This is a genomic window from Citrobacter sp. Awk 2 (genome assembly GCF_028069815.1).
In the GTDB taxonomy this organism is placed as follows: Bacteria; Pseudomonadota; Gammaproteobacteria; order Enterobacterales; family Enterobacteriaceae; genus Citrobacter.
Genome location: NZ_JANEWL010000021.1, coordinates 22641 through 47591, shown reverse-complemented (window position 1 = coordinate 47591; position 24951 = coordinate 22641). Strand labels below are relative to the sequence as shown.

General features: G+C 52.8%; 23 protein-coding genes. 16 read left to right on the top strand and 7 right to left on the bottom strand.

Translation table 11 applies throughout. The features are described 5' to 3' along the window. The first annotated feature begins 95 nt into the window (after window positions 1-95). The 10 genes from tar (at window position 96) to bglB (ending at window position 11646) form a co-directional block, all read left to right on the top strand. On the top strand, window positions 96-1757 hold the full coding sequence (gene tar, locus NNO02_RS08185) for a methyl-accepting chemotaxis protein II (protein ID WP_271454554.1): 1662 nt from the start codon (window positions 96-98) through the stop codon (window positions 1755-1757). 43 nt (window positions 1758-1800) lie between these two features. Then, a complete protein-coding gene (gene tap, locus NNO02_RS08180) occupies window positions 1801-3402 on the top strand; it encodes a methyl-accepting chemotaxis protein IV (RefSeq protein ID WP_271454553.1) in 1602 nt (533 codons plus the stop codon). Between the two features lie 19 nt (window positions 3403-3421). Further along, on the top strand, window positions 3422-4288 hold the full coding sequence (cheR, locus tag NNO02_RS08175) for a protein-glutamate O-methyltransferase CheR (RefSeq protein WP_271441777.1): 867 nt from the start codon (window positions 3422-3424) through the stop codon (window positions 4286-4288). Next, the gene (locus NNO02_RS08170) at window positions 4285-5334 is read left to right on the top strand and encodes a protein-glutamate methylesterase/protein-glutamine glutaminase (protein ID WP_005127683.1); all 1050 of its coding nucleotides are present in this window, start codon (window positions 4285-4287) and stop codon (window positions 5332-5334) included. Before cheR ends, NNO02_RS08170 begins: the two co-directional genes overlap by 4 nt. Window positions 5335-5351: 17 nt before the next feature. Continuing rightward, window positions 5352-5741, top strand: coding sequence for a chemotaxis response regulator CheY (gene cheY / locus NNO02_RS08165; RefSeq protein ID WP_005127682.1), 390 nt, complete (start codon window positions 5352-5354; stop codon window positions 5739-5741). Between the two features lie 10 nt (window positions 5742-5751). Then, on the top strand, window positions 5752-6396 hold the full coding sequence (gene cheZ, locus NNO02_RS08160; RefSeq protein WP_040232409.1) for a protein phosphatase CheZ: 645 nt from the start codon (window positions 5752-5754) through the stop codon (window positions 6394-6396). A 168-nt stretch (window positions 6397-6564) separates the two neighbouring features. After that, window positions 6565-7716 carry a flagellar biosynthesis protein FlhB gene (gene flhB / locus NNO02_RS08155; protein WP_271441778.1) on the top strand — a complete coding sequence of 384 codons (1152 nt, stop codon included), beginning with the start codon at window positions 6565-6567 and terminating at the stop codon, window positions 7714-7716. After that, window positions 7709-9787 carry a flagellar biosynthesis protein FlhA gene (flhA, locus tag NNO02_RS08150; RefSeq protein WP_048211356.1) on the top strand — a complete coding sequence of 693 codons (2079 nt, stop codon included), beginning with the start codon at window positions 7709-7711 and terminating at the stop codon, window positions 9785-9787. Before flhB ends, flhA begins: the two co-directional genes overlap by 8 nt. Then, window positions 9787-10179, top strand: a complete 393-nt coding sequence (gene flhE / locus NNO02_RS08145; RefSeq protein ID WP_271454552.1) for a flagellar protein FlhE — start codon at window positions 9787-9789, stop codon at window positions 10177-10179. The genes flhA and flhE overlap by 1 nt, the downstream gene beginning before the upstream one ends. 327 nt (window positions 10180-10506) lie before the next feature. Further along, window positions 10507-11646, top strand: a complete 1140-nt coding sequence (gene bglB, locus NNO02_RS08140) for a beta-galactosidase BglB (protein WP_271454551.1) — start codon at window positions 10507-10509, stop codon at window positions 11644-11646. Here bglB and mrdA read toward each other — a convergent pair. Next, on the bottom strand, window positions 11618-13555 hold the full coding sequence (gene mrdA / locus NNO02_RS08135) for a penicillin-binding protein 2 (RefSeq protein ID WP_271454550.1): 1938 nt from the start codon (window positions 13553-13555) through the stop codon (window positions 11618-11620). The genes bglB and mrdA overlap by 29 nt on opposite strands. A gap of 274 nt (window positions 13556-13829) precedes the next feature. After that, window positions 13830-15563, bottom strand: a complete 1734-nt coding sequence (gene argS / locus NNO02_RS08130; RefSeq protein ID WP_271450079.1) for an arginine--tRNA ligase — start codon at window positions 15561-15563, stop codon at window positions 13830-13832. Window positions 15564-15811: 248 nt separating this feature from the next. Between argS and NNO02_RS08125 the strand changes: the two genes are divergently transcribed. Beyond that, window positions 15812-16378 (top strand): VOC family protein, encoded by a 567-nt coding sequence (locus NNO02_RS08125; RefSeq protein WP_271450080.1) that lies wholly within the window; start codon window positions 15812-15814, stop codon window positions 16376-16378. Window positions 16379-16381: 3 nt separating this feature from the next. Continuing rightward, complete coding sequence (gene cutC / locus NNO02_RS08120; RefSeq protein ID WP_271454549.1) at window positions 16382-17128, top strand: copper homeostasis protein CutC; 747 nt, start codon at window positions 16382-16384, stop codon at window positions 17126-17128. 231 nt (window positions 17129-17359) lie between these two features. Here the strand turns inward: cutC and cmoB are convergent, their stop codons facing one another. From cmoB to NNO02_RS08095, 5 genes are all read right to left on the bottom strand, one after another. Further along, on the bottom strand, window positions 17360-18328 hold the full coding sequence (cmoB, locus tag NNO02_RS08115; protein WP_271454548.1) for a tRNA 5-methoxyuridine(34)/uridine 5-oxyacetic acid(34) synthase CmoB: 969 nt from the start codon (window positions 18326-18328) through the stop codon (window positions 17360-17362). Then, the gene (cmoA, locus tag NNO02_RS08110; RefSeq protein ID WP_271454547.1) at window positions 18325-19068 is read right to left on the bottom strand and encodes a carboxy-S-adenosyl-L-methionine synthase CmoA; all 744 of its coding nucleotides are present in this window, start codon (window positions 19066-19068) and stop codon (window positions 18325-18327) included. Before cmoA ends, cmoB begins: the two co-directional genes overlap by 4 nt. Window positions 19069-19108: 40 nt before the next feature. Beyond that, window positions 19109-19504, bottom strand: coding sequence for an MAPEG family protein (locus NNO02_RS08105; protein WP_003833847.1), 396 nt, complete (start codon window positions 19502-19504; stop codon window positions 19109-19111). A gap of 174 nt (window positions 19505-19678) precedes the next feature. After that, window positions 19679-20497 carry a DUF72 domain-containing protein gene (locus tag NNO02_RS08100; protein WP_271454546.1) on the bottom strand — a complete coding sequence of 273 codons (819 nt, stop codon included), beginning with the start codon at window positions 20495-20497 and terminating at the stop codon, window positions 19679-19681. Beyond that, window positions 20494-21060 carry a hydrolase gene (locus NNO02_RS08095; RefSeq protein WP_271454545.1) on the bottom strand — a complete coding sequence of 189 codons (567 nt, stop codon included), beginning with the start codon at window positions 21058-21060 and terminating at the stop codon, window positions 20494-20496. Before NNO02_RS08095 ends, NNO02_RS08100 begins: the two co-directional genes overlap by 4 nt. Before the next feature lie 286 nt (window positions 21061-21346). Here NNO02_RS08095 and aspS point away from each other — a divergent pair, with 286 nt between their 5' ends. The 4 genes from aspS to ruvC are packed head-to-tail and all read left to right on the top strand — an operon-like array spanning window position 21347 to window position 24892. After that, entirely contained in the window at window positions 21347-23119 is a 1773-nt protein-coding gene (gene aspS / locus NNO02_RS08090) for an aspartate--tRNA ligase (RefSeq protein WP_271441788.1), read from the top strand. Window position 23120: 1 nt separating this feature from the next. Further along, entirely contained in the window at window positions 23121-23564 is a 444-nt protein-coding gene (nudB, locus tag NNO02_RS08085) for a dihydroneopterin triphosphate diphosphatase (RefSeq protein WP_040232398.1), read from the top strand. Between the two features lie 28 nt (window positions 23565-23592). After that, window positions 23593-24336 carry a YebC/PmpR family DNA-binding transcriptional regulator gene (locus tag NNO02_RS08080; protein WP_003833836.1) on the top strand — a complete coding sequence of 248 codons (744 nt, stop codon included), beginning with the start codon at window positions 23593-23595 and terminating at the stop codon, window positions 24334-24336. 34 nt (window positions 24337-24370) lie between these two features. Continuing rightward, the gene (gene ruvC, locus NNO02_RS08075; RefSeq protein WP_003034867.1) at window positions 24371-24892 is read left to right on the top strand and encodes a crossover junction endodeoxyribonuclease RuvC; all 522 of its coding nucleotides are present in this window, start codon (window positions 24371-24373) and stop codon (window positions 24890-24892) included. The last annotated feature ends 59 nt before the right edge of the window (window positions 24893-24951 follow it).

Here is a 24951-nt window from a genome sequence, read left to right as displayed (position 1 = left end):
GGCCTTGCTTTCCTGCTGGATTTCCTTTTTGCAAACGTAAAGTTATCTCAGTGAATGCCGATAATGTTGATAACTCGTTTTCAGGAAGGTGCCTTATGTTTAACCGTATCCGCGTTGTCACAATGCTGATGATGGTGCTGGGGGTTTTCGCACTGCTACAGCTTGTTTCCGGTGGTCTGTTGTTTTCTTCATTGCAGCAGAATCAGCAAAGTTTTGTTATTTCTAACGATCTACGACAGCAGCAAAGTGAACTCACCTCGACATGGGACCTGATGCTGCAAACACGCATCAATTTGAGTCGTTCCTCTGCGCGCATGATGATGGATGCGTCCAACCAGCAGAGCAGCGCGAAGAACGATCTGCTTAAGAATGCGAAAACGTCGCTGGCGCAAGCCGAAAAGCATTACGCTAATTTCAAAAAAATCACGCCGTTGCCTGATATGACGGATGCCAGCGGCAACGTCGATGAAAAATATCAGCAGTACCATGCAGCCCTGGTGGAGCTCGTCCAGTTCCTTGAAAACGGCAACATGGATGCATATTTTGCACAACCAACTCAGGGCATGCAAAACGCCCTCGGTGAAGCGTTAGGTAAATATGCCGATGTTAGCGAGAAACTCTACCGCCAGGCCTTCGATCAAAGCGCAAGCGATTACCATTTTGCCCAATGGCAACTCGGCATTCTGGCTGTCGTGCTGGTACTGATTCTGGTGGTGGTGTGGTATGGCATCCGTCATGCCTTGCTGAACCCTTTGTCCCGCGTCATTGCGCATATCCGTGAAATTGCCAGCGGTAACTTAACCGCAACTCTGGCTGTAAGCGGTCGTAATGAAATTGGCGAACTGGCCAGCACGGTCGATCATATGCAGCGTTCGCTGACCGAAACAGTAACCCTGGTGCGCGAAGGTTCGGATGCGATTTATTCCGGTACCAGTGAAATTGCCAGCGGTAACACCGATCTTTCATCCCGTACCGAACAACAGGCTTCCGCGCTGGAAGAAACAGCAGCCAGCATGGAACAGTTGACGGCTACCGTGAAGCAAAATGCGGACAATGCGCGTCAGGCCTCGCAACTGGCGAAAAGTGCCTCCGATACCGCACAACATGGCGGCAAAGTGGTTGATAGCGTGGTGAATACCATGCACGAAATCGCCGATAGTTCGAAGAAAATTGCCGACATCATTAGCGTTATTGATGGCATTGCATTCCAGACAAACATTCTTGCGCTGAATGCGGCGGTAGAAGCTGCGCGTGCCGGTGAACAAGGCCGTGGTTTTGCCGTCGTTGCTGGTGAAGTGCGAAACCTGGCAAGCCGCAGTGCGCAGGCAGCAAAAGAGATTAAAGCGCTAATTGAAGATTCTGTATCGCGGGTTGATACCGGTTCTGTATTGGTAGAAAGCGCCGGGGAAACCATGCATGACATCGTTAATGCGGTCACGCGTGTGACCGACATCATGGGTGAAATCGCCTCAGCATCCGATGAACAAAGTCGAGGAATAGATCAGGTTGCGCTCGCTGTGTCTGAAATGGATCGGGTTACGCAACAGAACGCCTCACTGGTGCAGGAGTCGGCCGCTGCCGCTGCCGCACTCGAGGAGCAGGCCAGTCGCCTGACCCAGTCGGTATCGACATTCCGCCTCGCGACGCGTCCTGCATCATCAAAGACGCGGGAAACACGACTACCTGCAACATCGACTCCGGCGTCACAACCGCGCCAGCTCGCTACCGAACAAGATACGCATTGGGAAACATTTTGACTGACAGCTAAACCGCGGCCTGCGCCGCCTGATGGGAGCGTTGATGTTTAATCGTATTCGAATTTCGACCACGCTGTTTTTGATTTTAATTCTCTGTGGTGTTTTGCAGATTGGCAGTAATGGCTTGTCCTTCTGGGCATTTAGGGATGGTTTTCAGAACCTGAACCAGGTCGAACAGAGTAATCAGCAACGCGCTGCGCTGGCGCAAACCCGTGCTGTGTTATTACAGGCCAGTACTGCCCTTAATAAAGCAGGAACGCTGACGGCTTTGAGCTATCCGCCAGAGGATATCAAAGCGCTGATGGTGATTGCACAGGACAGCCTGGCCCAGTCCGAATCGATGTTTAAACGCTTTATGGCGACGACAGAGACGGCAGAAGAGGGGAAGGCGCTGCAAAGCGCAACCGCGAAAAGTTTCAGTCAATGGCATAGCGATCTGGTTCACCAGGCAACCTGGCTGGAAAATAACCAGTTGTCGGATTTTTTGACCGCGCCGGTACAGGCTTCACAGGATGCCTTTGATGCAAACTTTACGGCGTGGCAGAACAACATCAACCAGGTATTGCAAAAAGCAGAGGACCACAGCCAGCGTAGTTACCATATGTCCGGGGTGATTTTCGCCACCATGCTGGTACTGGCGGCACTGTTAACGACTGCAGCGCTGTACTGGTCGCGAAAAATGATTGTACAGCCACTGGCTATCATCGGTAGCCATTTCGACAGCATTGCGGCCGGTAATCTGGCGCGACCGATAGCGGTATATGGCCGTAATGAGATTTCAGCCATTTTTGCCAGCCTGAAAGCGATGCAACAGGCACTGCGTGAGACTGTCAGTGAGGTACGCCAGGGGAGCTCGGCAATGCATACCGGGATCTCGGAAATCGCGATGGGTAATAACGATCTGTCCTCGCGAACTGAACAGCAGGCGGCATCGCTGGCGCAAACGGCAGCCAGTATGGAACAGCTTACCGCCACCGTGGGGCAAAATGCGGATAACGCGCGACAAGCTTCAGGTATTGCCAAAAGTGCGGCCGATACTGCGCATAAAGGAGGGGAACAGACGGCTAAGGTTGCCAGCACTATGCATGAGATTTCTGCCAGCTCGCAGAAGATAGGTGACATCACCAGTGTGATTGACAGCATTGCCTTCCAGACCAACATCCTGGCGTTAAACGCCGCGGTAGAAGCGGCCCGTGCCGGTGAACAGGGGCGCGGTTTCGCCGTAGTCGCGGGAGAGGTCCGCAATCTGGCAAGCCGTAGCGCGCAGGCCGCGAAAGAAATTAAAGGGCTGATCGAAGAGTCCGTCACCCGCGTTCATCAGGGATCGCAACTGGTGGATATGGCGGCGCGCACGATGACAGAGATTGTTAGCTCGGTTACCCGGGTTAACGACATCATGGGGGAGATTGCCTCGGCCTCCGATGAACAACGCAGAGGCATTGAGCAGGTGGCGCAAGCCGTCAGCCAGATGGATTCTGTCACACAGCAGAACGCCGGGCTGGTGGAAGAAGCGGCAGCCGCCACTGAGCAGTTAGCTACCCAGGCAGATAATCTTTCCGCCTGTGTCGCATTTTTTAAGCTTGAAGAGCAAACCGTAACACAACAAGAATTGGCGCAACCGCAGGTTGTGCCCGTTGTATCCTGAATGTGATTGAGAAGGCGCTATGACATCATCTCTGCCCTCCGGGCAAACGTCATTATTGTTACAGATGACACAGCGCCTCGCGCTGTCTGACGCGCATTTTCGTCGGATATGTCAATTAATCTATCAGCGCGCGGGGATCGTGCTGGCCGACCACAAGCGGGACATGGTCTATAACCGCCTGGTTCGCCGGTTGCGTACCTTGGGACTGGATGATTTTGGTCGCTATCTCAGCATGCTGGAAGCCAACCAGAACAGTGCTGAGTGGCAGGCTTTTATTAACTCCCTGACCACCAACCTGACCGCTTTTTTTCGCGAAGGGCATCACTTTCCGGTGCTGTCTGACCACGCCCGTCGACGCAGCGGTGAATATCGCGTCTGGAGCGCGGCAGCGTCTACCGGAGAAGAACCTTACAGTATTGCAATTACGTTGGCCGATACCCTGGGTATGGCACCGGGTCGCTGGCGTGTTTTTGCGAGCGACATTGATACTGAGGTGTTGGAAAAGGCAAGAAGCGGTATTTACCGCCTTGACGAGCTAAAAACGTTGTCGCCACAGCAGCTGCAACGCTATTTCATGCGCGGTACTGGACCTCATGAAGGGCTGGTACGTGTACGGCAAGAACTGGCAAGCCATGTTGAATTTTCCAGCGTGAACTTACTGGACAAAAAATACAACGTGCCAGGCCCGTTCGACGCCATATTCTGTCGTAACGTCATGATCTATTTTGACAAAACGACTCAGCAGGACATTTTGCACCGTTTTGTTCCACTCCTTAAACCTGACGGACTGCTGTTTGCCGGTCATTCAGAAAACTTTAGCAACCTCGTGCGCGAGTTTAGCCTGCGCGGGCAGACGGTGTATGCGCTAGGTAAGGATAAAGCATGAGTAAAATCAGGGTATTGTCGGTTGATGATTCTGCATTGATGCGTCAAATCATGACCGAGATTATTAACAGCCACAGCGATATGGAGATGGTTGCGACAGCGCCTGATCCTTTGGTTGCGCGGGATCTCATCAAAAAATTTAATCCCGACGTTCTGACGCTGGATGTTGAAATGCCGCGCATGGACGGCCTCGATTTTCTTGAAAAACTGATGCGTCTGCGTCCGATGCCCGTGGTGATGGTCTCTTCACTGACTGGCAAAGGTTCTGAGGTCACGCTGCGGGCCCTGGAACTGGGGGCGATTGACTTTGTTACCAAACCTCAACTGGGGATCCGCGAAGGAATGCTGGCGTATAGCGAGATGATTGCGGAGAAAATCCGCACTGCATCGCGCGCAAAACTGGCCGCCCACAAACCCACGGCAGCGCCAGCGACCTTGAAGGCGGGGCCGTTACTCAGTTCGGAAAAACTGCTGGTCATCGGCGCATCAACCGGAGGAACAGAGGCAATTCGTCATGTACTCCAGCCATTGCCGCTTTCAAGTCCCGGTATTCTTATTACCCAGCATATGCCGCCAGGATTTACCCGTTCGTTCGCCGAACGTCTGAACAAACTGTGTCAGATAACCGTGAAAGAGGCAGAAGACGGAGAGCGCGTGCTTCCAGGGCATGCGTATATCGCCCCTGGCGACAAGCATATGGAACTGGCGCGTAGCGGGGCGAACTACCAGATCAAAATTCATGATGGTCCGCCGGTTAACCGGCATCGGCCTTCAGTGGATGTGCTGTTTCATTCGGTGGCGAAACACGCGGGGCGCAATGCCGTCGGGGTGATCCTGACCGGTATGGGCAACGATGGGGCCGCCGGAATGTTAGCGATGAACCAGGCTGGTGCCTGGACCATTGCGCAAAACGAAGCAAGTTGTGTGGTGTTCGGCATGCCGCGCGAGGCCATCAATATGGGTGGCGTAAGCGAAGTGGTCGATCTTAGCCAGGTAAGCCAGCAAATGCTGGCGAAAATCAGTGCCGGACAGGCAATACGTATTTGAATCAGGAGTTTATTTTTATGGCGGATAAAGAGCTTAGGTTTTTGGTTGTGGATGACTTTTCCACCATGCGTCGCATTGTGCGTAACCTGCTGAAGGAACTGGGGTTCAACAACGTTGAAGAAGCTGAAGATGGTGTTGACGCGTTGAACAAACTGCAGGCAGGGGGATTCGGGTTTGTTATTTCCGACTGGAACATGCCTAACATGGACGGTCTTGAACTGCTGAAAACCATTCGTGCTGATGGCAGCATGTCTGCTCTGCCAGTGCTGATGGTGACGGCAGAAGCGAAGAAAGAAAACATTATCGCGGCAGCACAAGCGGGTGCCAGTGGTTATGTTGTAAAACCGTTCACCGCGGCGACGCTGGAAGAAAAACTCAATAAGATCTTTGAGAAACTGGGCATGTGAGGATGTGATGATGATGCAACCACAAATTAAACCTGTTGACGAACACTCAGCAGGGGACATCATTGCGCGCATCGGTAGTTTAACCCGAATGCTGCGCGACAGCCTGCGTGAACTGGGGCTGGATCAGGCCATTGCCGAAGCGGCGGAAGCCATTCCCGACGCGCGCGATCGCCTGGACTACGTTGTACAAATGACTGCACAGGCGGCAGAGCGCGCGCTGAACAGCGTAGAAGCTTCACAGCCACACCAGGATGCCATGGAAAAAGGGGCAAAAGACCTGACCAAACGCTGGGATGAATGGTTCGAAAATCCGATTGAACTGTCCGATGCCCGTGAACTGGTCACTGATACCCGCCAGTTTCTTGGTGATGTCCCCGGTCATACCAGCTTTACCAATGCCCAATTGCTGGACATCATGATGGCGCAGGATTTCCAGGATCTCACCGGTCAGGTTATCAAGCGCATGATGGATGTTATCCAGGAGATTGAACGTCAACTGCTGATGGTGCTGCTGGAAAACATTCCGGAGCAGGGCGCCCGACCAAAACGCGAGAACGAAAGTTTGCTGAATGGTCCGCAGGTTGACACTTCAAAAGCCGGCGTAGTGGCAAGCCAGGATCAGGTTGACGACCTGCTGGATAGCCTCGGTTTCTGATGTGTATTTGCCGGATGCGGGAGGAAACTTCTCATCCGGCTTACATGTTATTCATCGGCAATTGGCGTTAAAGCCATAAATCCCGTCTTTTTTACCGCTTACTCTCCCCATTGTTGTATGGCTGTTCTGGCATCATTCACGCCTATATCTCTATCCAGGGTCTGATGCGTGGCAGAAGAAAGCGACGACGACAAAACAGAAGCCCCCACACCCCACCGACTTGAAAAAGCACGGGAAGAAGGGCAGATACCCCGATCCAAGGAGCTAACCTCACTGCTTATTTTGCTGGTGGGCGTGTGCATTATCTGGATTGGTGGGGAGTCGCTCGCCCGTAGGTTGGCAGGCATGCTGTCAACTGGATTACGCTTTGACCACAGTATGGTCAATGACCCTAACCTGATCCTGAGCCAAATCATTCTGTTGATTAAAGACGCCATGATTGCGTTGTTGCCGCTGATTACCGGGGTTGTGCTGGTGGCATTGATCTCCCCGGTGATGCTTGGCGGCTTGATCTTCAGTGGTAAATCGCTGCAACCCAAATTCTCAAAGCTGAATCCGTTACCGGGTATTAAGCGTATGTTCTCGGCGCAAACCGGGGCGGAGCTGCTTAAAGCCATATTGAAATCCACATTGGTGGGTAGCGTGGCGGGATTCTATCTCTGGCATAACTGGCCAGAGATGATGCGCCTGATGGCCGAATCCCCGATTACGGCGATGGGTAATGCACTGGATTTAGTCGGTATGTGCGCATTGCTGGTGGTGCTTGGCGTCATTCCGATGGTGGGGTTTGACGTCTTTTTCCAGATTTATAGCCACGTAAAAAAACTGCGGATGTCGCGTCAGGATATCCGTGACGAATTTAAACAAAGCGAAGGTGATCCGCACGTTAAGGGCAAAATTCGCCAGATGCAGCGTGCGGCCGCACAGCGCCGCATGATGGCAGATGTGCCGAAGGCGGATGTTATTGTGACCAACCCTACGCACTATTCGGTTGCCTTGCAGTACGACGAAAACAAAATGAGCGCGCCAAAAGTTGTGGCTAAAGGGGCCGGACTGGTGGCATTGCGTATTCGAGAGATTGGCGCGGAGCACCGTGTCCCAACGTTAGAAGCTCCGCCTCTGGCTCGTGCGTTATATCGCCATGCTGAGATCGGTCAGCAAATACCTGGCCAATTGTATGCCGCCGTTGCCGAAGTGTTGGCATGGGTATGGCAGCTAAAACGCTGGCGTCTGGCTGGCGGCACGCCGCCACCACAACCTGGAAACCTTCCGGTGCCTGAAGCACTGGATTTTATGAACGAGAAGAATACTGATGGCTAATCTGGTCGCGATGCTGCGTCTGCCCGGCAACCTGAAATCCACGCAATGGCAAATTCTTGCCGGGCCGATCCTCATTCTGCTGATCCTGTCGATGATGGTGCTGCCGCTTCCGGCCTTCATCCTCGATTTACTGTTCACCTTTAACATTGCACTGTCGATCATGGTGCTGTTGGTGGCGATGTTCACCCAGCGCACGCTTGAATTCGCCGCATTCCCAACGATTCTGCTGTTCACCACCTTGTTGCGCCTGGCACTGAACGTCGCGTCTACGCGTATCATATTGATGGAAGGACATACAGGTGCAGCGGCGGCAGGTAAGGTGGTGGAAGCCTTTGGTCACTTCCTGGTCGGCGGTAACTTTGCCATCGGTATCGTGGTCTTCGTCATTCTCGTCATCATTAACTTTATGGTTATCACCAAAGGTGCGGGACGTATCGCTGAAGTGGGTGCGCGTTTCGTGCTGGACGGGATGCCGGGTAAGCAGATGGCGATTGACGCCGATCTGAATGCGGGATTGATTGGGGAAGATGAAGCCAAAAAACGCCGTTCTGAAGTGACACAGGAAGCCGATTTTTACGGCTCCATGGACGGTGCGAGTAAATTTGTTCGTGGGGATGCCATCGCCGGTATTCTGATTATGGTCATCAACGTGGTTGGCGGCTTGCTGGTTGGGGTGTTGCAGCACGGTATGAGCATGGGCAGCGCGGCAGAAAGCTATACCCTGCTGACCATCGGTGACGGGCTGGTAGCACAGATCCCTGCGCTGGTTATCTCAACGGCGGCGGGGGTTATCGTAACCCGCGTGAGTACCGATCAGGACGTGGGTGAACAGATGGTTACCCAGTTGTTCAGCAACCCAAGCGTCATGCTGCTTAGTGCGGCGGTCCTCGGTTTACTGGGACTGGTACCGGGAATGCCAAACCTGGTGTTTCTGATGTTTACCGCGGCATTACTGGGGCTTGCCTGGTGGATGCGCGGACGCGAGCAAAAAGCACCAGAAGAAGCTCAGCCGGTGAAAATGCCGGAAAACAACTCGGTGGTAGAAGCGACGTGGAGTGATGTACAGCTGGAAGACACGCTGGGAATGGAGGTTGGGTATCGCCTGATTCCGATGGTGGACTTCCAACAGGACGGCGAATTGCTGGGGCGTATTCGCAGCATTCGTAAGAAATTTGCCCAGGATATGGGGTTCCTGCCGCCAGTGGTACACATTCGCGACAATATGGATCTGCAACCTGCCCGCTATCGTATTCTGATGAAAGGGGTTGAGATTGGTAGTGGTGATGCTTACCCTGGGCGCTGGTTGGCTATCAACCCGGGTACCGCGGCCGGATCGCTGCCAGGGGAGAAAACGGTTGATCCTGCCTTTGGACTGGATGCTATTTGGATTGAAAGTGCGCTAAAAGAGCAGGCGCAAATTCAGGGCTTCACCGTTGTTGAAGCCAGTACAGTGGTTGCCACACACCTGAACCATCTGATTGGCCAGTTTGCCGCAGAGCTATTTGGTCGCCAGGAGGCGCAACAGCTGTTGGATCGTGTTTCACAAGAGATGCCAAAACTGACAGAAGATCTGGTGCCGGGTGTGGTCACACTGACCACACTGCACAAAGTGCTGCAGAACCTGTTGGATGAAAAAGTCCCTATTCGTGATATGCGCACCATTCTTGAAACGTTGGCGGAACATGCCCCGTTACAGAATGATCCGCATGAACTTACTGCAGTGGTGCGTGTGGCGCTTGGACGGGCGATTACTCAACAGTGGTTCCCGGGTAACGAGGAAGTTCAGGTTATCGGACTCGATACACCGCTTGAGCGCCTGTTGTTACAAGCGTTACAGGGCGGTGGGGGCCTTGAACCTGGTCTGGCAGACCGGTTGCTGGCACAGACGCAAGAAGCACTGTCTCGTCAGGAAATGTTGGGTGCGCCGCCAGTATTGCTGGTGAATCATGCGCTGCGACCTCTCCTTGCGCGTTTTTTACGTCGCAGTATTCCGCAGTTGGTGGTGTTGTCGAATATGGAGCTTTCCGATAACCGTCATATCCGTATGACCGCGACCATTGGAGGTAAATAATGGGTAAATTTCTTTGGTTGTTGCTTTTCCCGCTGGCTGTACAGGCTGCCGGGGAAGGGACATGGCAGGCAAGCGGCATGGGGATTACCTTAAATTATCGTGGGGAGTCGGCTTCATCTTCGCCTTTGGTTCCCAGCCAGCCCGTTTCAGGCTTGATGACGCTGGTCGCATGGCGCTATGAATTAAATGGGCCTACGCCTGCGGGATTACGTGTGCGCTTATGCTCTCAGTCCCGTTGTGTCGAACTGGATGGGCAAAGCGGGACCACCAATGGCTTTAATAGTGTCCCTGCGATTGAACCCATGCACTTCGTCTGGGAAGTGCCTGGTGGTGGTCGCCTGATCCCTGCCTTGCAGGTTCAGAGCAATCAGGTGATTGTGAACTACCGTTAATTCCCTTCTTTACGTCGGCCAGCAGGCGAAACTGCTGGCCACCTCGCAGTTCTGATCGACCATCCCGATTAAAAAGAAACGCTGTTTTATAAAATCGGTGATCTGTGTTATCGGACTCTTTGTGCTATTGCCATTTCGCAAAAAAACCTGGCAGAAACAAAAAGGTTTCCCCTGCGGTTAGCTTTTACTGTGGCTCGGTAATGATGCCCAATGTTTACACATCACTTTAGGGTAACAACACACAGGGTTACCTGAATCGTAATAAACCTGCCGCGTGAAACTGGAACAGGCGCAGCATCGAATTCGACACTGACAGAGGTTAAGGAAATGATTGTTTACCCGGTTAAACACAGCCCATTGTTGCGTCAACCAGAACATTTTATTGCCAGGGATGAATTAAAAACGCTCATTAAAAAGGTGACGCATAACCTGGTCAATATTCATGATGAAACGGGTGAGTTCTTGCTGCGACTGGATGACGGACGTGTTATTGATACCAAGGGCTGGGCCGGATGGGAGTGGACTCACGGCGTCGGCCTGTACGGAATGTATCAGTATTATCAGCAAACCGGTGATGAGACGATGCGCGACATTATCGATAGCTGGTTTGCCGAACGCTTTGCGGAGGGGGCGACGACCAAAAACGTCAACACGATGGCCCCGTTTTTAACGTTGGCATATCGCTATGAAGAAACGCGTAATCCGGCGTATCTGCCCTGGCTTGACGCCTGGGCAGAGTGGGCCATGCATCAGATGCCCCGTACTGAGTTTGGCGGTATGCAACACATCACGCTGGCAGAAGAAAACCATCAACAGATGTGGGATGACACACTGATGATGACGGTGCTGCCGCTGGCGAAAATTGGCAAGTTGCTTAATCGTCCTGAGTATATCGAAGAGGCCACGTATCAGTTTCTGCTGCATGTACAAAATCTGATGGATAAGGAAACGGGGCTGTGGTTCCACGGCTGGAGCTATGTGGGGCGGCATAACTTCGCGAACGCCCGTTGGGCGCGAGGTAATAGTTGGCTTACGATTGTGATCCCGGACTTCCTTGAACTTATCGATTTGCCGGCAAACAGCGCCATTCACCGTTATCTGGTGCAGGTTCTCAATGCGCAAATTGCAGCCCTGGCGGAATGTCAGGATGAGAGCGGATTGTGGCACACCTTACTGGATGATCCTCAGTCATATCTGGAAGCATCTGCAACAGCTGGATTCGCTTACGGTATTCTCAAAGCGGTGCGTAAACGCTATGTCGGTCAGGAATATGCGGGGGTGGCGGAGAAAGCTATCAGAGGTATTGTGCAGCACATTTCCCCGGAAGGGGAGTTGCTACAAACCTCGTTTGGCACCGGCATGGGGCACAATCTCGATTTCTACCACAACATCCCACTCACCTCTATGCCTTACGGACAGGCCATGGCCATGCTGTGCCTCACCGAATACTTGCGTAAGTACTATTAATCGTGTCGTCCGCTGATGCTGTGCTGGCCGGGCCTGGGTATTCTGCAACATCGGGTTGCCCGCTGTTGTCCTGCGGCGCAAACAGATGATCCATGATTTGGCGCATGACCGGCGCGGCGGTAACCCCGTCGCTGCCGCCGTTTTCCAGAATCAATGCGATGGCGACTTTTGGATTCTTATACGGCGCAAATGCGGTATAGAACACGTGGTCGCGCAGTCGTATGGGGATCATCTTCGCATTGTAAGTCTGGTTTTCTTTCAGGCTAAAGACTTGTGATGTTCCGCTTTTGGCCGCGATGCCATAAGGTGCCGTATGGAAGAACTTATAACCAGTACCGTTTGGTGCATTCGCCATGCCGAACATGGCCTGGCGTACCAGACTCCAGTACGGTGATGAGGCCGAGGCTATTTGCGCGGGTGCCGCCGGTGCCTGATAGGGAGTGATTGTTTTGCCGCTCTCTTCATCCTGTAGCAGGTGAGGGGCAATAACTTTCCCGTTGTTAATCAGTGCGACCATCGCTTTTACCATCTGAATTGGCGTGGCAATCCAGTAGCCCTGGCCGATACCGACCGAAATGGTGTCTCCCTGGTACCAGGCTTTTTTATGCACCCGTTGTTTCCAGTCGCGGCTTGGCAGCAGACCGTTGTACTCTTCATCAAGATCGATACCGGTAGGTTTGCCGTAGCCAAACTGGCTAAGCATGCTGTTAATACGGTCGATCCCCATCATGTACGCCACCTGATAGAAGAACGTATCCGCTGATTCTTCAATCGCTTTGGTCACATCCAGCATGCCGTGTCCTGTTTTTTTCCAGTCGCGGTAATGCCGTTCGGTGCCGGGGAGTGTCCATGTCGGGGCGCCAAAGAAGCTGGTTTGTGGGGTGATCACCCCGTTTAATAAGGCTGACATCGCCATGTACGGTTTTACCGTTGAGGCGGGAGGATATAACCCCTGGGTGACGCGGTTAATTAATGGCAGGTCTTTATCCTGCAACAGCGTGTTGTAATCCTGGTAGCTGATGCCTTTTACAAACGGGTTTGGATCGTAGCTGGGGTTTGAGACCATTGCCAGCACGGAACCATCATGGGGGTCTTCCACCAGCACCGCGGCGCGTTGTCCCACCAGCAGGCTTTCAATGTATTCCTGTAAGTGTAAATCCAGCGTCAGATGGATATCTTTGCCGGCGACAGGGGGGACGTCTTTAATCAAACGAACAATACGCCCGTGATTATCAACTTCCACTTCCTGATAACCCGTTTTGCCGTGCAGGTCATTCTCGTAGTAGTGCTCAATGCCCTGTTTACCGATGTTGTGATCGGCGGCGTAGTTCTCTGCCAGCCCTTTTTTATCCAGTGCTTTCAGATCGCTATCGTTGATTTTTGATACGTAGCCAAGTACATGTGCCAGCTCCGCCCCATAAGGATACTGGCGATCTTCGTAGCTATTGATGGTCACGCCGCTGAAATGGAACTGGTTCACAGAGAAACGGGCAATTTCTACATCGGTCAGCGCATTTTTAAGTACTACCGGGCGATAGCGACTGCTGGCCTTCAGTTCATGGCGAAACTGGTCAATATCATCTGGCGTGAGGTCAACAATCGGCGTGAGTTGCTTCAGCAGGGCGTCCATATCGCTGATTTTATACGGCGTAACAGAAATGTCGTACCAGGTGACATTTCGTACCAGCGGAATGCCGTTGCGATCGTAAATGATACCGCGCGTTGGGGCGACGGGCAGCATTTTGATGTCGTTTGCATCCGATCGGGTGGTGTAATACTGGTGTTGACGGATTTGTAAGTTGTAGAGGTTATAAATCAGGATGCCAAAACAGATGACGACCAGGCCAAAGGCCACCATTACACGCCGCTGGAAAAGTCTTTCTTCCGCCTCAAAATCTCTGAATGTCATTGACCCGTACCCGATTAATTCGCCGCCTCATGATACGGAGGCGTAAACGGGATGACAGGCAAAAAATGTACCATCCCTCTACGGAAATGTGTCATTCCTTGTGAGTTGTTACAAATTGATGCTATCAGTAGGCCGGATAAGGCGCTTACGCCGCCATCCGGCAAGGTGCGTCTGACCGCCTGATGATGCTTTACTTATCAGGCCTATGAGGGCTGGTAAGATCATAATAAAAAAGCCCGCGACATAGCGCGGGCTTTCACATCACTCGAGGCGGTTACATGCGTTCTACGGTTTCGATACCCAGCGTATCCAGACCCAGTTTCAGCGTTTTCGCCGTCAGTTGCGCCAGCTTCAGACGGCTGTTACGAATCTCTTCGTTTTCAGCGCTGAGGATCGGACAGTGTTCGTAGAAGCCAGAGAACAGGCCGGCAACGTCGTACAGATAAGCGCACATCACGTGCGGCGTACCTTCACGTGCTACAACGGTCAGCGTTTCTTCGAACTGCAGCAGGCGGGCGGCCAACTGAGCTTCGCGATCTTCACTGATAATAACCTGTGCGCTGGCCAGCGCGTTTTCGTCGATATCCGCTTTACGGAACACGGAAAGTACGCGCGTGTAGGCATACTGCATATACGGTGCTGTATTGCCTTCGAAGGCCAGCATGTTGTCCCAGTCGAAGATATAGTCGGTGGTACGGTTTTTCGACAGATCCGCATATTTCACCGCACCGATACCGACGGCATTCGCCAGTTTTTCCAGCTCATCAGCGGGCATATCCGGGTTCTTCTCGGCCACCAGACGACGCGCACGTTCCAGCGCTTCATCCAGCAGGTCGGCCAGTTTTACAGTACCGCCAGCGCGAGTTTTGAATGGCTTACCGTCTTTACCCAGCATCATGCCGAACATATGGTGTTCCAGCGGTACGGAGTCCGGCACATAACCGGCTTTACGCACGATAGTCCATGCCTGCATTAAATGCTGATGCTGACGGGAGTCAATGTAATAGAGGACGCGGTCGGCATGCAGCGTTTCGTAACGATACTTCGCACAGGCGATATCGGTCGTGGTGTAGAGATAGCCGCCATCTTTCTTCTGAATGATGACGCCCATTGGTTCACCTTCCTTGTTTTTATACTCATCAAGGAATACAACGGTAGCGCCTTCGCTCTCAACAGCCAGACCTTTGGCTTTCAGGTCAGCAACAATGCCCGGTAGCATCGGGTTGTACAGGCTTTCGCCCATCACGTCGTCACGGGTCAGCGTCACGTTCAGACGGTCATAGGTTAACTGGTTCTGCGACATAGTGATGTCGACGAGCTTGCGCCACATCTCGCGGAAATATTCGTCGCCGCCTTGCAGTTTCACCACATAGCTACGGGCGCGCTCGGCGAAGGCTTCATCTTCGTCGTAGTGTTTCTTCGCATCGCGGTAGAAACCTTCCAGGTCTGCCAGCGCCATTTCTCCGGCATTTTCCTGCTGCTGTTTTTCCAGCCATGCGATCAGCATGCCGAACTGGGTGCCCCAGTCGCCGACGTGGTTGGCGCGGATCACCTTATGGCCGAGAAACTCCAGCGTACGCACCGCGGCGTCACCGATGATGGTGGAACGCAGGTGGCCCACGTGCATCTCTTTCGCCACGTTAGGTGCGGAGTAGTCAACAACAACCGTTTGTTTTGCCGGTTGAGTGACGCCCAGGCGATCGGAAGTCAGCGCCTGCTGAACATGCTGCGCGAGGAATGCCGGATCGAGAAAAATGTTGATAAAGCCAGGGCCTGCAATTTCAACTTTGCTGGCAATCCCGCTGAGATCCAGATGAGTCAGCACCTGCTCTGCCAGTTGTCGCGGCGCCATACCCAGTTTTTTAGCAACTGCCATCATGCCGTTGGCCTGATAGTCGCCGAACTGTACTTTTGCAGATTGACGAACCTGCGGTTCGCAATCTGCAGGTGCACCTGCAGCAATCATGGCCTGACTAACTTTTTCTGAGAGAAGAGCCTGAATATTCACCGGAATACCTTACATTTATGAAGCGGGATAAAATTCACCGCACCAGTTTAAGAATTTAGGGCGGGAGTATACTGCAAATGCCCGTTGCCGTCAGCACTCGTCGGCATTGCGAGTACCGCCGACTGCCTGAAACGCAAACACGGTAACCCGGTGGGATTCATCATCCCATGCCCGACAAAATCAGCAGTTGGATGGGGCTGCGCAACAGAGTAAATTAGCGGCTTTGAACATGGATATGGGCTTTTACTATGGCGAACTGGCAAACAGTTGAAGAACTGCATGATATTTCCGCAGATTTACCGCATTTCATTCAGGCATTAACGGAACTTTCCACCCGCCTGGGCCTGGATATTTCATCGCTGGACGCCGATCATATCTCTTTGCGCTGTCATCAAAATACCACCGCAGAACGCTGGCGTCGGGGGTTTGAACAGTGTGGTACGCTGCTATCGGAAAATATCATTAATGGCAGACCGATTTGCCTGTTCAAACTGGATGAGCCGGTTTGTGTCGCGCACTGGCAGTTTTCGGTGGTTGAGTTGCCATGGCCGGGTGAAAAACGTTACCCGCATGAGGGGTGGGAGCATATCGAAATCGTTCTGCCCGGTGCGCCAGAAACACTGAACGCGCGTGCGCTGGCGCTGCTTTCTGATGAAGGATTGAGTCAGCCGGGGATTTTCGTGAAAACCAGCTCGCCAAAAGGAGAGCGTGAGCGTTTACCGAATCCGACACTGGCGGTGAGTGATGGCAGCGTCACCCTCAAATTTCATCCGTGGTCAATTGAAGCGATTGTCGCAAGCGAGCAACAGGAGTGAGTGATGGCATTACTGGAAATCTGCTGTTACAGCATGGAGTGCGCACGCACCGCGCAGCGTCAGGGGGCTGATCGTATTGAATTGTGCTCGGCGCCCAAAGAAGGGGGATTAACGCCATCGCTGGGGGTGTTGCGCTCAGTACGCCAGCATGTCTCTATTCCGGTTAATCCCATTATCCGCCCGCGTGGGGGCGATTTTTGTTACACCGACGGTGAATTTGCCGCGATGCTTGATGATATCGCGATGGTCAGAGATTTAGGTTTTTCAGGACTGGTGACCGGGATTCTCGATGTGGACGGGAATGTCGATATGCCACGTATGGAAAAAATAATGGTTGCTGCGGGCCCACTAAATGTCACGTTTCATCGGGCCTTCGATATGTGCGCCAACCCATTAAATGCGCTGAATAAATTGTCCGATTTGGGCGTCGCCAGAGTGCTGACTTCCGGGCAAAAATCAGATGCAGCGCAAGGTTTAACAAAAATAATGGAACTTATTGAGCAGGTGAATGCTCCAATCATTATGGCCGGAGCGGGGGTTCGCGCCGCGAATTTATCCCTGTTCCTCAACGTTGGAGTGCAGGAAGTCCACAGTTCTGCCGGAGTATGGCTGGCTTCACCCATGCGGTATCGCAATTCGGGGTTGTCGATGTCTTCGGATACGCAGGCGGATGAATATTCCCGCTATGCGGTAGACGGGGCGGCGGTTGCTGAAATGAAGGCAATCATTGCGCACCACCAGGCCAGCTGATTTTTACCGTTGCATCATGTCGCCCAATATGATGCTTGCTCGTACCAGGCCCCTGCAATTTCAACAGGGGCCTTTTTTTATCCTTCTCCTGCATATTTCGGTCTGCTACTGCGTTGGCTTTCCTCGCGCACCCCGGTCACGTAGTTATCTACGCTCCCGAGGATTTGCTGCGTCGCCGCCTTGTCGCAAACCGAACTATTTTGGAGAAAATGTGCCACCAGTCAAAAATGATTAGGGTTTACGTGCAATCAATACCGCGCGTAATGGGGCGGGGTAGCCTTCCACCGTTTTACTGTGGTCATTCGGATCGAGGAAATCGGCCAGTGACTCGGTTATCATCCATTCGGTGCGACGCTGCTCTTCTGTGGTAGTGACACAGACGTCGGCGATACGGACATCCACAAACCCACATTTTTCCAGCCAGTTTTTCAGCGCCAGCGCGGATGGAATAAAGTAGACGTTACGCATTTGCGCGTAGCGGTCACCTGGTACCAGAACGGTATTCTCATCACCTTCGACCACCAGTGTTTCCAGCACCAGCTCTCCGTCTTTTACCAGTTGATCTTTCAACTGCCAGAGATGTTCCAGCGGTGAGCGACGGTGATAAAGCACGCCCATAGAGAATACGGTATCAAACGCGTTCAGTGCCGGAAGCTGTTCGATACCCAGCGGCAGCAGGTGAGCGCGCTGATCGTTACCCAGCAATTTACGTACTGCTTCAAACTGACACAGGAACAACTGCGTAGGATCGATACCGACAGCCAGATGAGCACCCGCGCCAATCATGCGCCACATGTGATAGCCACTACCGCAGCCCACGTCGAGAATGGTTCGCCCGGTCAGATCGGATAAATGCGGCAGAACGCGATCCCACTTCCAGTCGGAACGCCATTCGGTATCAATATTGACGCCGTACAGCGAATATGGACCTTTGCGCCACGGCATGAGATGTCGCATCAGCGTATCAATCCGTTTGATCTGCCCTTCGCTGAGCGGCTCTTCGCTTTCGGCAGTCACGCTATGCAGTAAATCCAGACGATGCGGCGTCAGTTCCGGCAGAAACTCCACGGCATTCGACCACTGCTTAAACAACCCATGTTGATCGCGCTGCCAGGCGGCGATTTGTGCCGGGAGCGTTTCCAGCCAATGGGAAAGATGGTTTTTGGCAATCAGCTGATAAAAGTTACCAAAGTCTGTCATGCCGGAACCTCAGATTTCAACGCGACCAGTGACCCAAAGTTGAAGCACTGGAACCACAGTTCGCTGTGCTCAAAACCTGCCTGATGCAGACGTGCTTTGTGCGTTTCAACAGAGTCAGTTAGCATCACGTTTTCCAGCATGCTGCGCTTCTGGCTGATTTCCAGTTCGCTGTAGCCATTGGCGCGTTTGAAGTCGTGGTGCATGTTGAACAGCAGTTCGCCAACGTTGGCATCTTCGAAGCTGAACTTCTCGGATAGCACCAGCGCACCGCCGGGGTTCAACCCCTGATAAATCTTATCCAACAATGCCTGGCGCTCAGGTGGCTCAAGGAATTGCAGGGTAAAATTCAGCACCACCATCGAGGCGTTTTCGATAGTGATGTTGCGAATATCGCCTTCGACCACGTCAACAGGCGTAGGGGCTTTATAGGCATCGATATGACGACGACAGCGTTCAACCATCGCCGGCGAGTTATCAACGGCGATAATTTTGCAATTCTCATGATGGATATTGCGACGCACCGAGAGCGTCGCTGCGCCCAAAGAGCAGCCCAGATCGTAGACCTGCGTGTTGGGTTGCACGAAACGTTCGGCCAGCATGCCAATCATAGAAATGATATTGGAATAGCCGGGAACGGAACGCTGGATCATATCCGGGAAGACTTCAGCTACCCGTTCATCAAAGGTCCAGTCACCCAGACTGGCGATAGGCGCAGAAAAAAGCGTGTCGCGGTGAGACATAACGTAAAAATCCGGGAAAAATAAAGTGGCGTATTGTGCGCTAATGCAGGGAGAAAACCAACTCCCAGGGCATATACCAAAGATTCGCCAGCACCATTAGCAACAGTGAACACCAGGTGGCGCTCATGCCGGAACGACGCCAGCGGAAAAGACGGTGATGGAATCCGTAATAATGCATCAGTCGCCCGGCTATTAACATCAGCCCGCAAATATGCACCATCCACGTTTCAGCGCCGTTCATTTCCATAAAAAGCAGCAGCACTAATGCAACGGGAATATATTCCACTGCATTGCCGTGAATGCGGATAGCGCTTTGCAGCTCACTAAAGCCGCCATCACCATAGGCAACGCGATATTGCATGCGCAGGCGAACGACGTCAAAGGAGAACTTTATTAACAATAACGCACCCAGGACGGCATATAGCGCGCTTACCATACAAACTCCCTTTCCTCGTCATACTTCAAGTTGCATGCGCGGTGGCTGTACTCGCTCCCCCCAGTCACTTACTTATGTAAGCTCCAGGGGATTCTCTCCCTTGCCATCTTCCTGCAACTCGAATTATTTAGAGTACGGTTGGGTTGATGGCATTGACTATGATAGGTGGCATTTTCAGAAAAGAGAAGATTGCTGTGGAATCGAGGGTGCTGATCCGATCTCTGGCAGGGCACTACGTAAATCTGCCCATAGCGTGTCTACAAGCTGTGGAGCCTGTGCGATATCCGGCGTGTGCAAAAAAAGATATGGCGTGGTGGTCTGTTGCCAGAGTGACAACTTTGCCAGCCAGGCGGCAAAGAACTGCCGATTTTGTGTCATGTTATCACTACCGATAAAACGGACCATCGGGTGGTTTGCCGTGACTACCGCATGGACCGGGACCTTCGGTTTCTTACGTTGAGCATCGCGTATCGCTTCCGTGTGTGGGATCGCGGCATGGACCGGACGACTGTCTAAAATGACCCGATTAACCCCGCGTTCATGCAAACCCCGATTGAGCTGAATCTCTGATTCACCCTTCGCAAAGAAATCCGGATGACGAACCTCGACACCGTAGGTAAACGTTTTAGGGAGGGCATCGAGGAATTGCCACAGGGCAGGGAGGTCACGTGGGCCGAACGTGGCAGGTAGCTGCAACCAGTATTGTCCGATACGGGCATCCAGCGGTGACATGCGCGTAAAAAACTCCTGTACCAGGTCATCGCAATTCCGCAGTGCGGCCTGATGCGAGATGGTGGCCGGGAATTTGAAACAGAAGCGAAAATCGTCGCGGGTTTGTGCAAACCAGCGGTCAACAATCTCGGCCTTCGGCAAGGCGTACAGCGTGGTATTACCCTCCACACAGTTAAAGTGGTGGGCATACTCTTCAAGGCTGGTGATCCCCAGACGCATCCATTTCGGGTGTGACCACTGGGGTAAGCCGATATAGATCATAACGCTTGTAGGATCTCGTCAACGCGACGTACACGGGCAATGCGTGGGAAAATATGCGTCATGCTGCCCTGATGCTGGTCGGCGCTGGCGGCACTGCAGGCGTCTTCGGCAACGATCAGGCTAAAACCCAGCTCCCAGGCGTTACGCGCAGTGGATTCGACGCCGATATTGGTGGAGATCCCGCAAAGGACGATGGTGTCGATACCACGACGGCGCAGCTGTAGTTCCAGGTCAGTACCGTAGAATGCTCCCCACTGGCGCTTGGTAACCTCCAGGTCTGTCGCACATTTTCCCAGCGCTTGCGGGTATTCCCACCAGTTGTCGGGTAATGCTTTGGCTGGCGCGGGGGCATCAACCGGTTGTTTTAGCGCTTCGGCATAATCCGCAGACCAGCCGACACGAACCATCACCACCGGTGAACTGTGGGTACGGAATTTTTCCGCCATTTGTGCTGCGCGAGCGACGACGTCGTTTGCCGAATGAGGCCCACCCGCGAAAGGCAAGATCCCTTCCTGTAGATCGATGACGACAAGTGCGGTTGTTTTTGCGTTCAGTTCCAGCATGGTGACTCCAGTAAAAAAGATTTCCGCTACACCTTAATCGCGAATCTGTGTGAAAGGGGCGACAATTTTTGTTATTTTTTGTGAGATTACGCAATACCCGCTTAGGAAACACGCGTACAGTCAGTACCGGACTGAGAGTCTACCCCAGTAGGCTCTTATCGTGCGGCAGAATTTCCAGTATAATAGCCGCCTTTTTTCATTCAGTTGTGACATTCAGCTAAAGCTGCGACTTCGTCATCTGCCGGGCAGGTGACAATCCGCCTGCGGCAAAGTTAAGGGATATCTCATGCGTACAGAATATTGCGGACAGCTACGTCTGTCCCACGAGGGGCAGCAGGTGACTCTGTGTGGTTGGGTCAACCGTCGTCGTGATCTTGGTAGCCTGATCTTTATCGATATGCGCGACCGCGAAGGTATCGTGCAGGTATTTTTCGATCCGGACCGTGCGGACGCGTTAAAGCTGGCCTCCGAACTGCGTAATGAGTTCTGCATTCAGGTAACGGGCACCGTGCGTGCGCGTGACGCGAAAAACGTCAACGCCGATATGGCGACGGGCGAAATTGAAGTGCTGGCATCCGATCTGGTCATTATCAACCGTTCAGATTCACTGCCGCTCGACTCTAACCACGTAAATACTGAAGAAGCTCGTCTGAAGTATCGCTACCTCGATCTGCGTCGCCCTGAAATGGCGCAGCGTCTGAAAACGCGTGCCAAAATTACCAGCCTGGTGCGTCGTTTCATGGACGACCACGGCTTCCTCGACATTGAAACGCCGATGCTGACGAAAGCGACGCCAGAAGGTGCGCGCGACTACCTGGTACCGTCTCGCGTACATAAAGGTAAATTCTACGCGCTGCCACAGTCTCCTCAGTTGTTCAAACAGCTGCTGATGATGTCTGGCTTCGACCGTTACTACCAGATCGTAAAATGCTTCCGTGATGAAGATTTACGTGCTGACCGCCAGCCTGAATTTACGCAGATCGATGTTGAGACCTCCTTCATGACCGCACCGCAGGTGCGTGAAGTGATGGAAGCGCTGGTGCGCAATCTGTGGCAGGAAGTAAAAGGTGTGGACCTGGGTGATTTCCCGATCATGACCTTTGCTGAAGCAGAGCGTCGTTACGGTTCCGATAAGCCGGATCTGCGTAACCCGATGGAGCTGGTGGACGTTGCTGATCTGCTGAAATCTGTTGAATTCGCCGTGTTCTCTGGTCCGGCTAACGATCCGAAAGGGCGTGTAGCGGCACTGCGCGTACCTGGCGGCGCCGCACTTAGCCGTAAGCAGATCGACGATTACGGTAACTTCATTAAGATCTACGGTGCGAAAGGTTTGGCATACATTAAAGTCACCGAGCGTGCTAAAGGTCTGGAAGGGATAACCAGCCCGGTGGCCAAGTTCCTGAATGCTGAAATCATTGAAGCTATTCTGGAACGTACTGGCGCACAAGACGGCGATATGATCTTCTTCGGTGCCGACAACAAGAAAGTGGTTGCCGACGCGATGGGGGCTCTGCGCCTGAAACTGGGTAAAGACCTGAACCTGACCGACGAATCCAAATGGGCGCCGTTGTGGGTTATCGACTTCCCAATGTTTGAAGACGATGGTGAAGGTGGTCTGACCGCAATGCACCATCCGTTCACCTCACCGAAAGACATGACGGCGGCTGAGCTGAAAGCTGCGCCGGAAGATGCGGTTGCCAATGCGTACGATATGGTTATCAACGGCTACGAAGTAGGCGGTGGTTCTGTACGTATCCATAACGGTGATATGCAGCAGACCGTATTCGGTATTCTGGGTATCAACGAACAAGAGCAGCGTGAGAAATTTGGCTTCCTGCTGGATGCATTAAAATACGGTACACCGCCGCACGCGGGCCTGGCGTTTGGTCTGGATCGTCTGACCATGCTGTTGACCGGTACTGATAACATCCGTGACGTTATTGCTTTCCCGAAAACGACAGCTGCCGCATGTCTGATGACCGAAGCGCCTAGCTTTGCCAACGAAGCTGCGCTGGCGGAACTGAGCATTCAGGTTGTTAAGAAGGCCGAGAATAACTGATATGGCATATAAACAGCCTGTCTCGGTGTTAGTCGTGATTTATGCAAAGGACACCGGGAGAGTGCTGATGTTACAGCGACGCGACGATCCTGATTTTTGGCAGTCGGTCACCGGCAGCCTTGAAGAAGGTGAAACCGCGTCGCAAGCCGCCCTGCGCGAAGTAAAGGAAGAGGTCGCCATTGATGTTGCGCGTGAGCAACTGACCTTAATTGACTGCCAGCGCACGGTGGAGTTTGAGATTTTTAGTCATTTACGTCATCGCTATGCGCCAGGAATTGTACGTAATACGGAGTCCTGGTTTTGCCTGGCACTGCCCACTGAACGAGAGATCGTGTTCACCGAACATTTGACCTACCGTTGGGTTAATGCGCACGAGGCTGCACAGTTAACCAAGTCGTGGAGTAACCGGCAGGCGATTGAAGAGTTTGTAATTAACGTCGCCTGAGAAGGCGCGCTTTTTGGAGAGATTATTTATGGCAGGTCATAGTAAATGGGCCAACACCAGACATCGTAAAGCAGCGCAGGATGCTAAGCGCGGTAAGATCTTCACCAAAATCATTCGTGAGCTGGTAACGGCGGCTAAATTGGGTGGTGGCGATCCAGATGCTAACCCGCGTCTGCGTGCAGCGGTTGATAAAGCGCTGGCAAACAACATGACACGTGACACTCTGAACCGTGCGATTGCGCGCGGTGTGGGTGGTGATGAAGATTCCAACATGGAAACTATCATCTATGAAGGTTACGGTCCTGGCGGTACAGCCGTTATGATTGAATGTCTGTCTGACAACCGTAACCGTACCGTTGCGGAAGTGCGCCACGCATTCACTAAAACGGGTGGCAACCTCGGTACCGACGGTTCCGTCGCATACCTGTTCAGCAAGAAAGGCGTGATCTCCTTTGAGCAAGGCGACGAAGACGCCATCATGGAAGCGGCCCTGGAAGCCGGTGCTGAAGACGTTGTAACTTTTGACGACGGCGCGATTGACGTTTACACCGCGTGGGAAGAGATGGGTAAAGTTCGTGATGCACTGGAAGCGGCAGGTCTGAAAGCGGACGCGGCTGAAGTTTCTATGATCCCATCCACCAAAGCGGATATGGATGCAGAAACAGCGCCGAAACTGATGCGTCTGATCGATATGCTGGAAGATTGCGACGACGTGCAGGAAGTTTACCACAACGGCGAAATCTCCGATGAGGTTGCAGCTACGTTAGAATGATGTGGTTAAGCCATAAAATAACAGGAGATGCGTGATGTCTATCATTCTCGGCATTGATCCGGGGTCGCGCATTACCGGTTATGGCGTAATCCGTCAGGTCGGCAGACAGCTGACCTACCTCGGCAGTGGTTGTATTCGCACCAAAGTTGATGATCTCCCGTCACGTCTGAAATTGATATACGCGGGGGTGACGGAAATCATCACCCAGTTCCAGCCGGATTATTTTGCCATCGAGCAGGTCTTTATGGCGAAAAATGCCGATTCGGCGCTGAAGCTGGGACAGGCGCGCGGCGTAGCGATTGTTGCTGCGACCAATCAGGATCTTCCGGTGTTTGAGTATGCTGCCCGACAGGTTAAACAGACCGTCGTCGGTATCGGCAGCGCGGAAAAAAGCCAGGTACAGCACATGGTGCGTACGCTTCTCAAACTCCCGGCTAACCCTCAGGCGGATGCTGCGGATGCGCTGGCGATTGCCATTACTCACTGCCATGTCAGCCAGAACGCCATGCAAATGAGTGAGTCGAGGTTAAATTTAGCGCGCGGCAGGTTACGTTAGTGACAAATGAGGCTGGATATCTATCCAGCCTTTTTTTATGATAGCGCATTACCTTTTAG

What these genes read in the sequence shown, in the direction of transcription:
- NNO02_RS08095 (WP_271454545.1), bottom strand. Translation starts at nt 21,060, where the DNA reads ATGCTGGAACTGAACGCAAAAACAACCGCACTTGTCGTCATCGATCTA.
- NNO02_RS08170 (WP_005127683.1), top strand. Translation starts at nt 4,285, where the DNA reads ATGAGTAAAATCAGGGTATTGTCGGTTGATGATTCTGCATTGATGCGT.
- NNO02_RS08125 (WP_271450080.1), top strand. Translation starts at nt 15,812, where the DNA reads ATGGCGAACTGGCAAACAGTTGAAGAACTGCATGATATTTCCGCAGAT.
- tar (WP_271454554.1), top strand. Translation starts at nt 96, where the DNA reads ATGTTTAACCGTATCCGCGTTGTCACAATGCTGATGATGGTGCTGGGG.
- cheZ (WP_040232409.1), top strand. Translation starts at nt 5,752, where the DNA reads ATGATGCAACCACAAATTAAACCTGTTGACGAACACTCAGCAGGGGAC.
- mrdA (WP_271454550.1), bottom strand. Translation starts at nt 13,555, where the DNA reads ATGACATTCAGAGATTTTGAGGCGGAAGAAAGACTTTTCCAGCGGCGT.
- NNO02_RS08100 (WP_271454546.1), bottom strand. Translation starts at nt 20,497, where the DNA reads ATGATCTATATCGGCTTACCCCAGTGGTCACACCCGAAATGGATGCGT.
- cutC (WP_271454549.1), top strand. Translation starts at nt 16,382, where the DNA reads ATGGCATTACTGGAAATCTGCTGTTACAGCATGGAGTGCGCACGCACC.
- ruvC (WP_003034867.1), top strand. Translation starts at nt 24,371, where the DNA reads ATGTCTATCATTCTCGGCATTGATCCGGGGTCGCGCATTACCGGTTAT.
- cheR (WP_271441777.1), top strand. Translation starts at nt 3,422, where the DNA reads ATGACATCATCTCTGCCCTCCGGGCAAACGTCATTATTGTTACAGATG.
- NNO02_RS08080 (WP_003833836.1), top strand. Translation starts at nt 23,593, where the DNA reads ATGGCAGGTCATAGTAAATGGGCCAACACCAGACATCGTAAAGCAGCG.
- bglB (WP_271454551.1), top strand. Translation starts at nt 10,507, where the DNA reads ATGATTGTTTACCCGGTTAAACACAGCCCATTGTTGCGTCAACCAGAA.
- nudB (WP_040232398.1), top strand. Translation starts at nt 23,121, where the DNA reads ATGGCATATAAACAGCCTGTCTCGGTGTTAGTCGTGATTTATGCAAAG.
- cheY (WP_005127682.1), top strand. Translation starts at nt 5,352, where the DNA reads ATGGCGGATAAAGAGCTTAGGTTTTTGGTTGTGGATGACTTTTCCACC.
- aspS (WP_271441788.1), top strand. Translation starts at nt 21,347, where the DNA reads ATGCGTACAGAATATTGCGGACAGCTACGTCTGTCCCACGAGGGGCAG.
- cmoA (WP_271454547.1), bottom strand. Translation starts at nt 19,068, where the DNA reads ATGTCTCACCGCGACACGCTTTTTTCTGCGCCTATCGCCAGTCTGGGT.
- cmoB (WP_271454548.1), bottom strand. Translation starts at nt 18,328, where the DNA reads ATGACAGACTTTGGTAACTTTTATCAGCTGATTGCCAAAAACCATCTT.
- NNO02_RS08105 (WP_003833847.1), bottom strand. Translation starts at nt 19,504, where the DNA reads ATGGTAAGCGCGCTATATGCCGTCCTGGGTGCGTTATTGTTAATAAAG.
- flhA (WP_048211356.1), top strand. Translation starts at nt 7,709, where the DNA reads ATGGCTAATCTGGTCGCGATGCTGCGTCTGCCCGGCAACCTGAAATCC.
- flhE (WP_271454552.1), top strand. Translation starts at nt 9,787, where the DNA reads ATGGGTAAATTTCTTTGGTTGTTGCTTTTCCCGCTGGCTGTACAGGCT.
- tap (WP_271454553.1), top strand. Translation starts at nt 1,801, where the DNA reads ATGTTTAATCGTATTCGAATTTCGACCACGCTGTTTTTGATTTTAATT.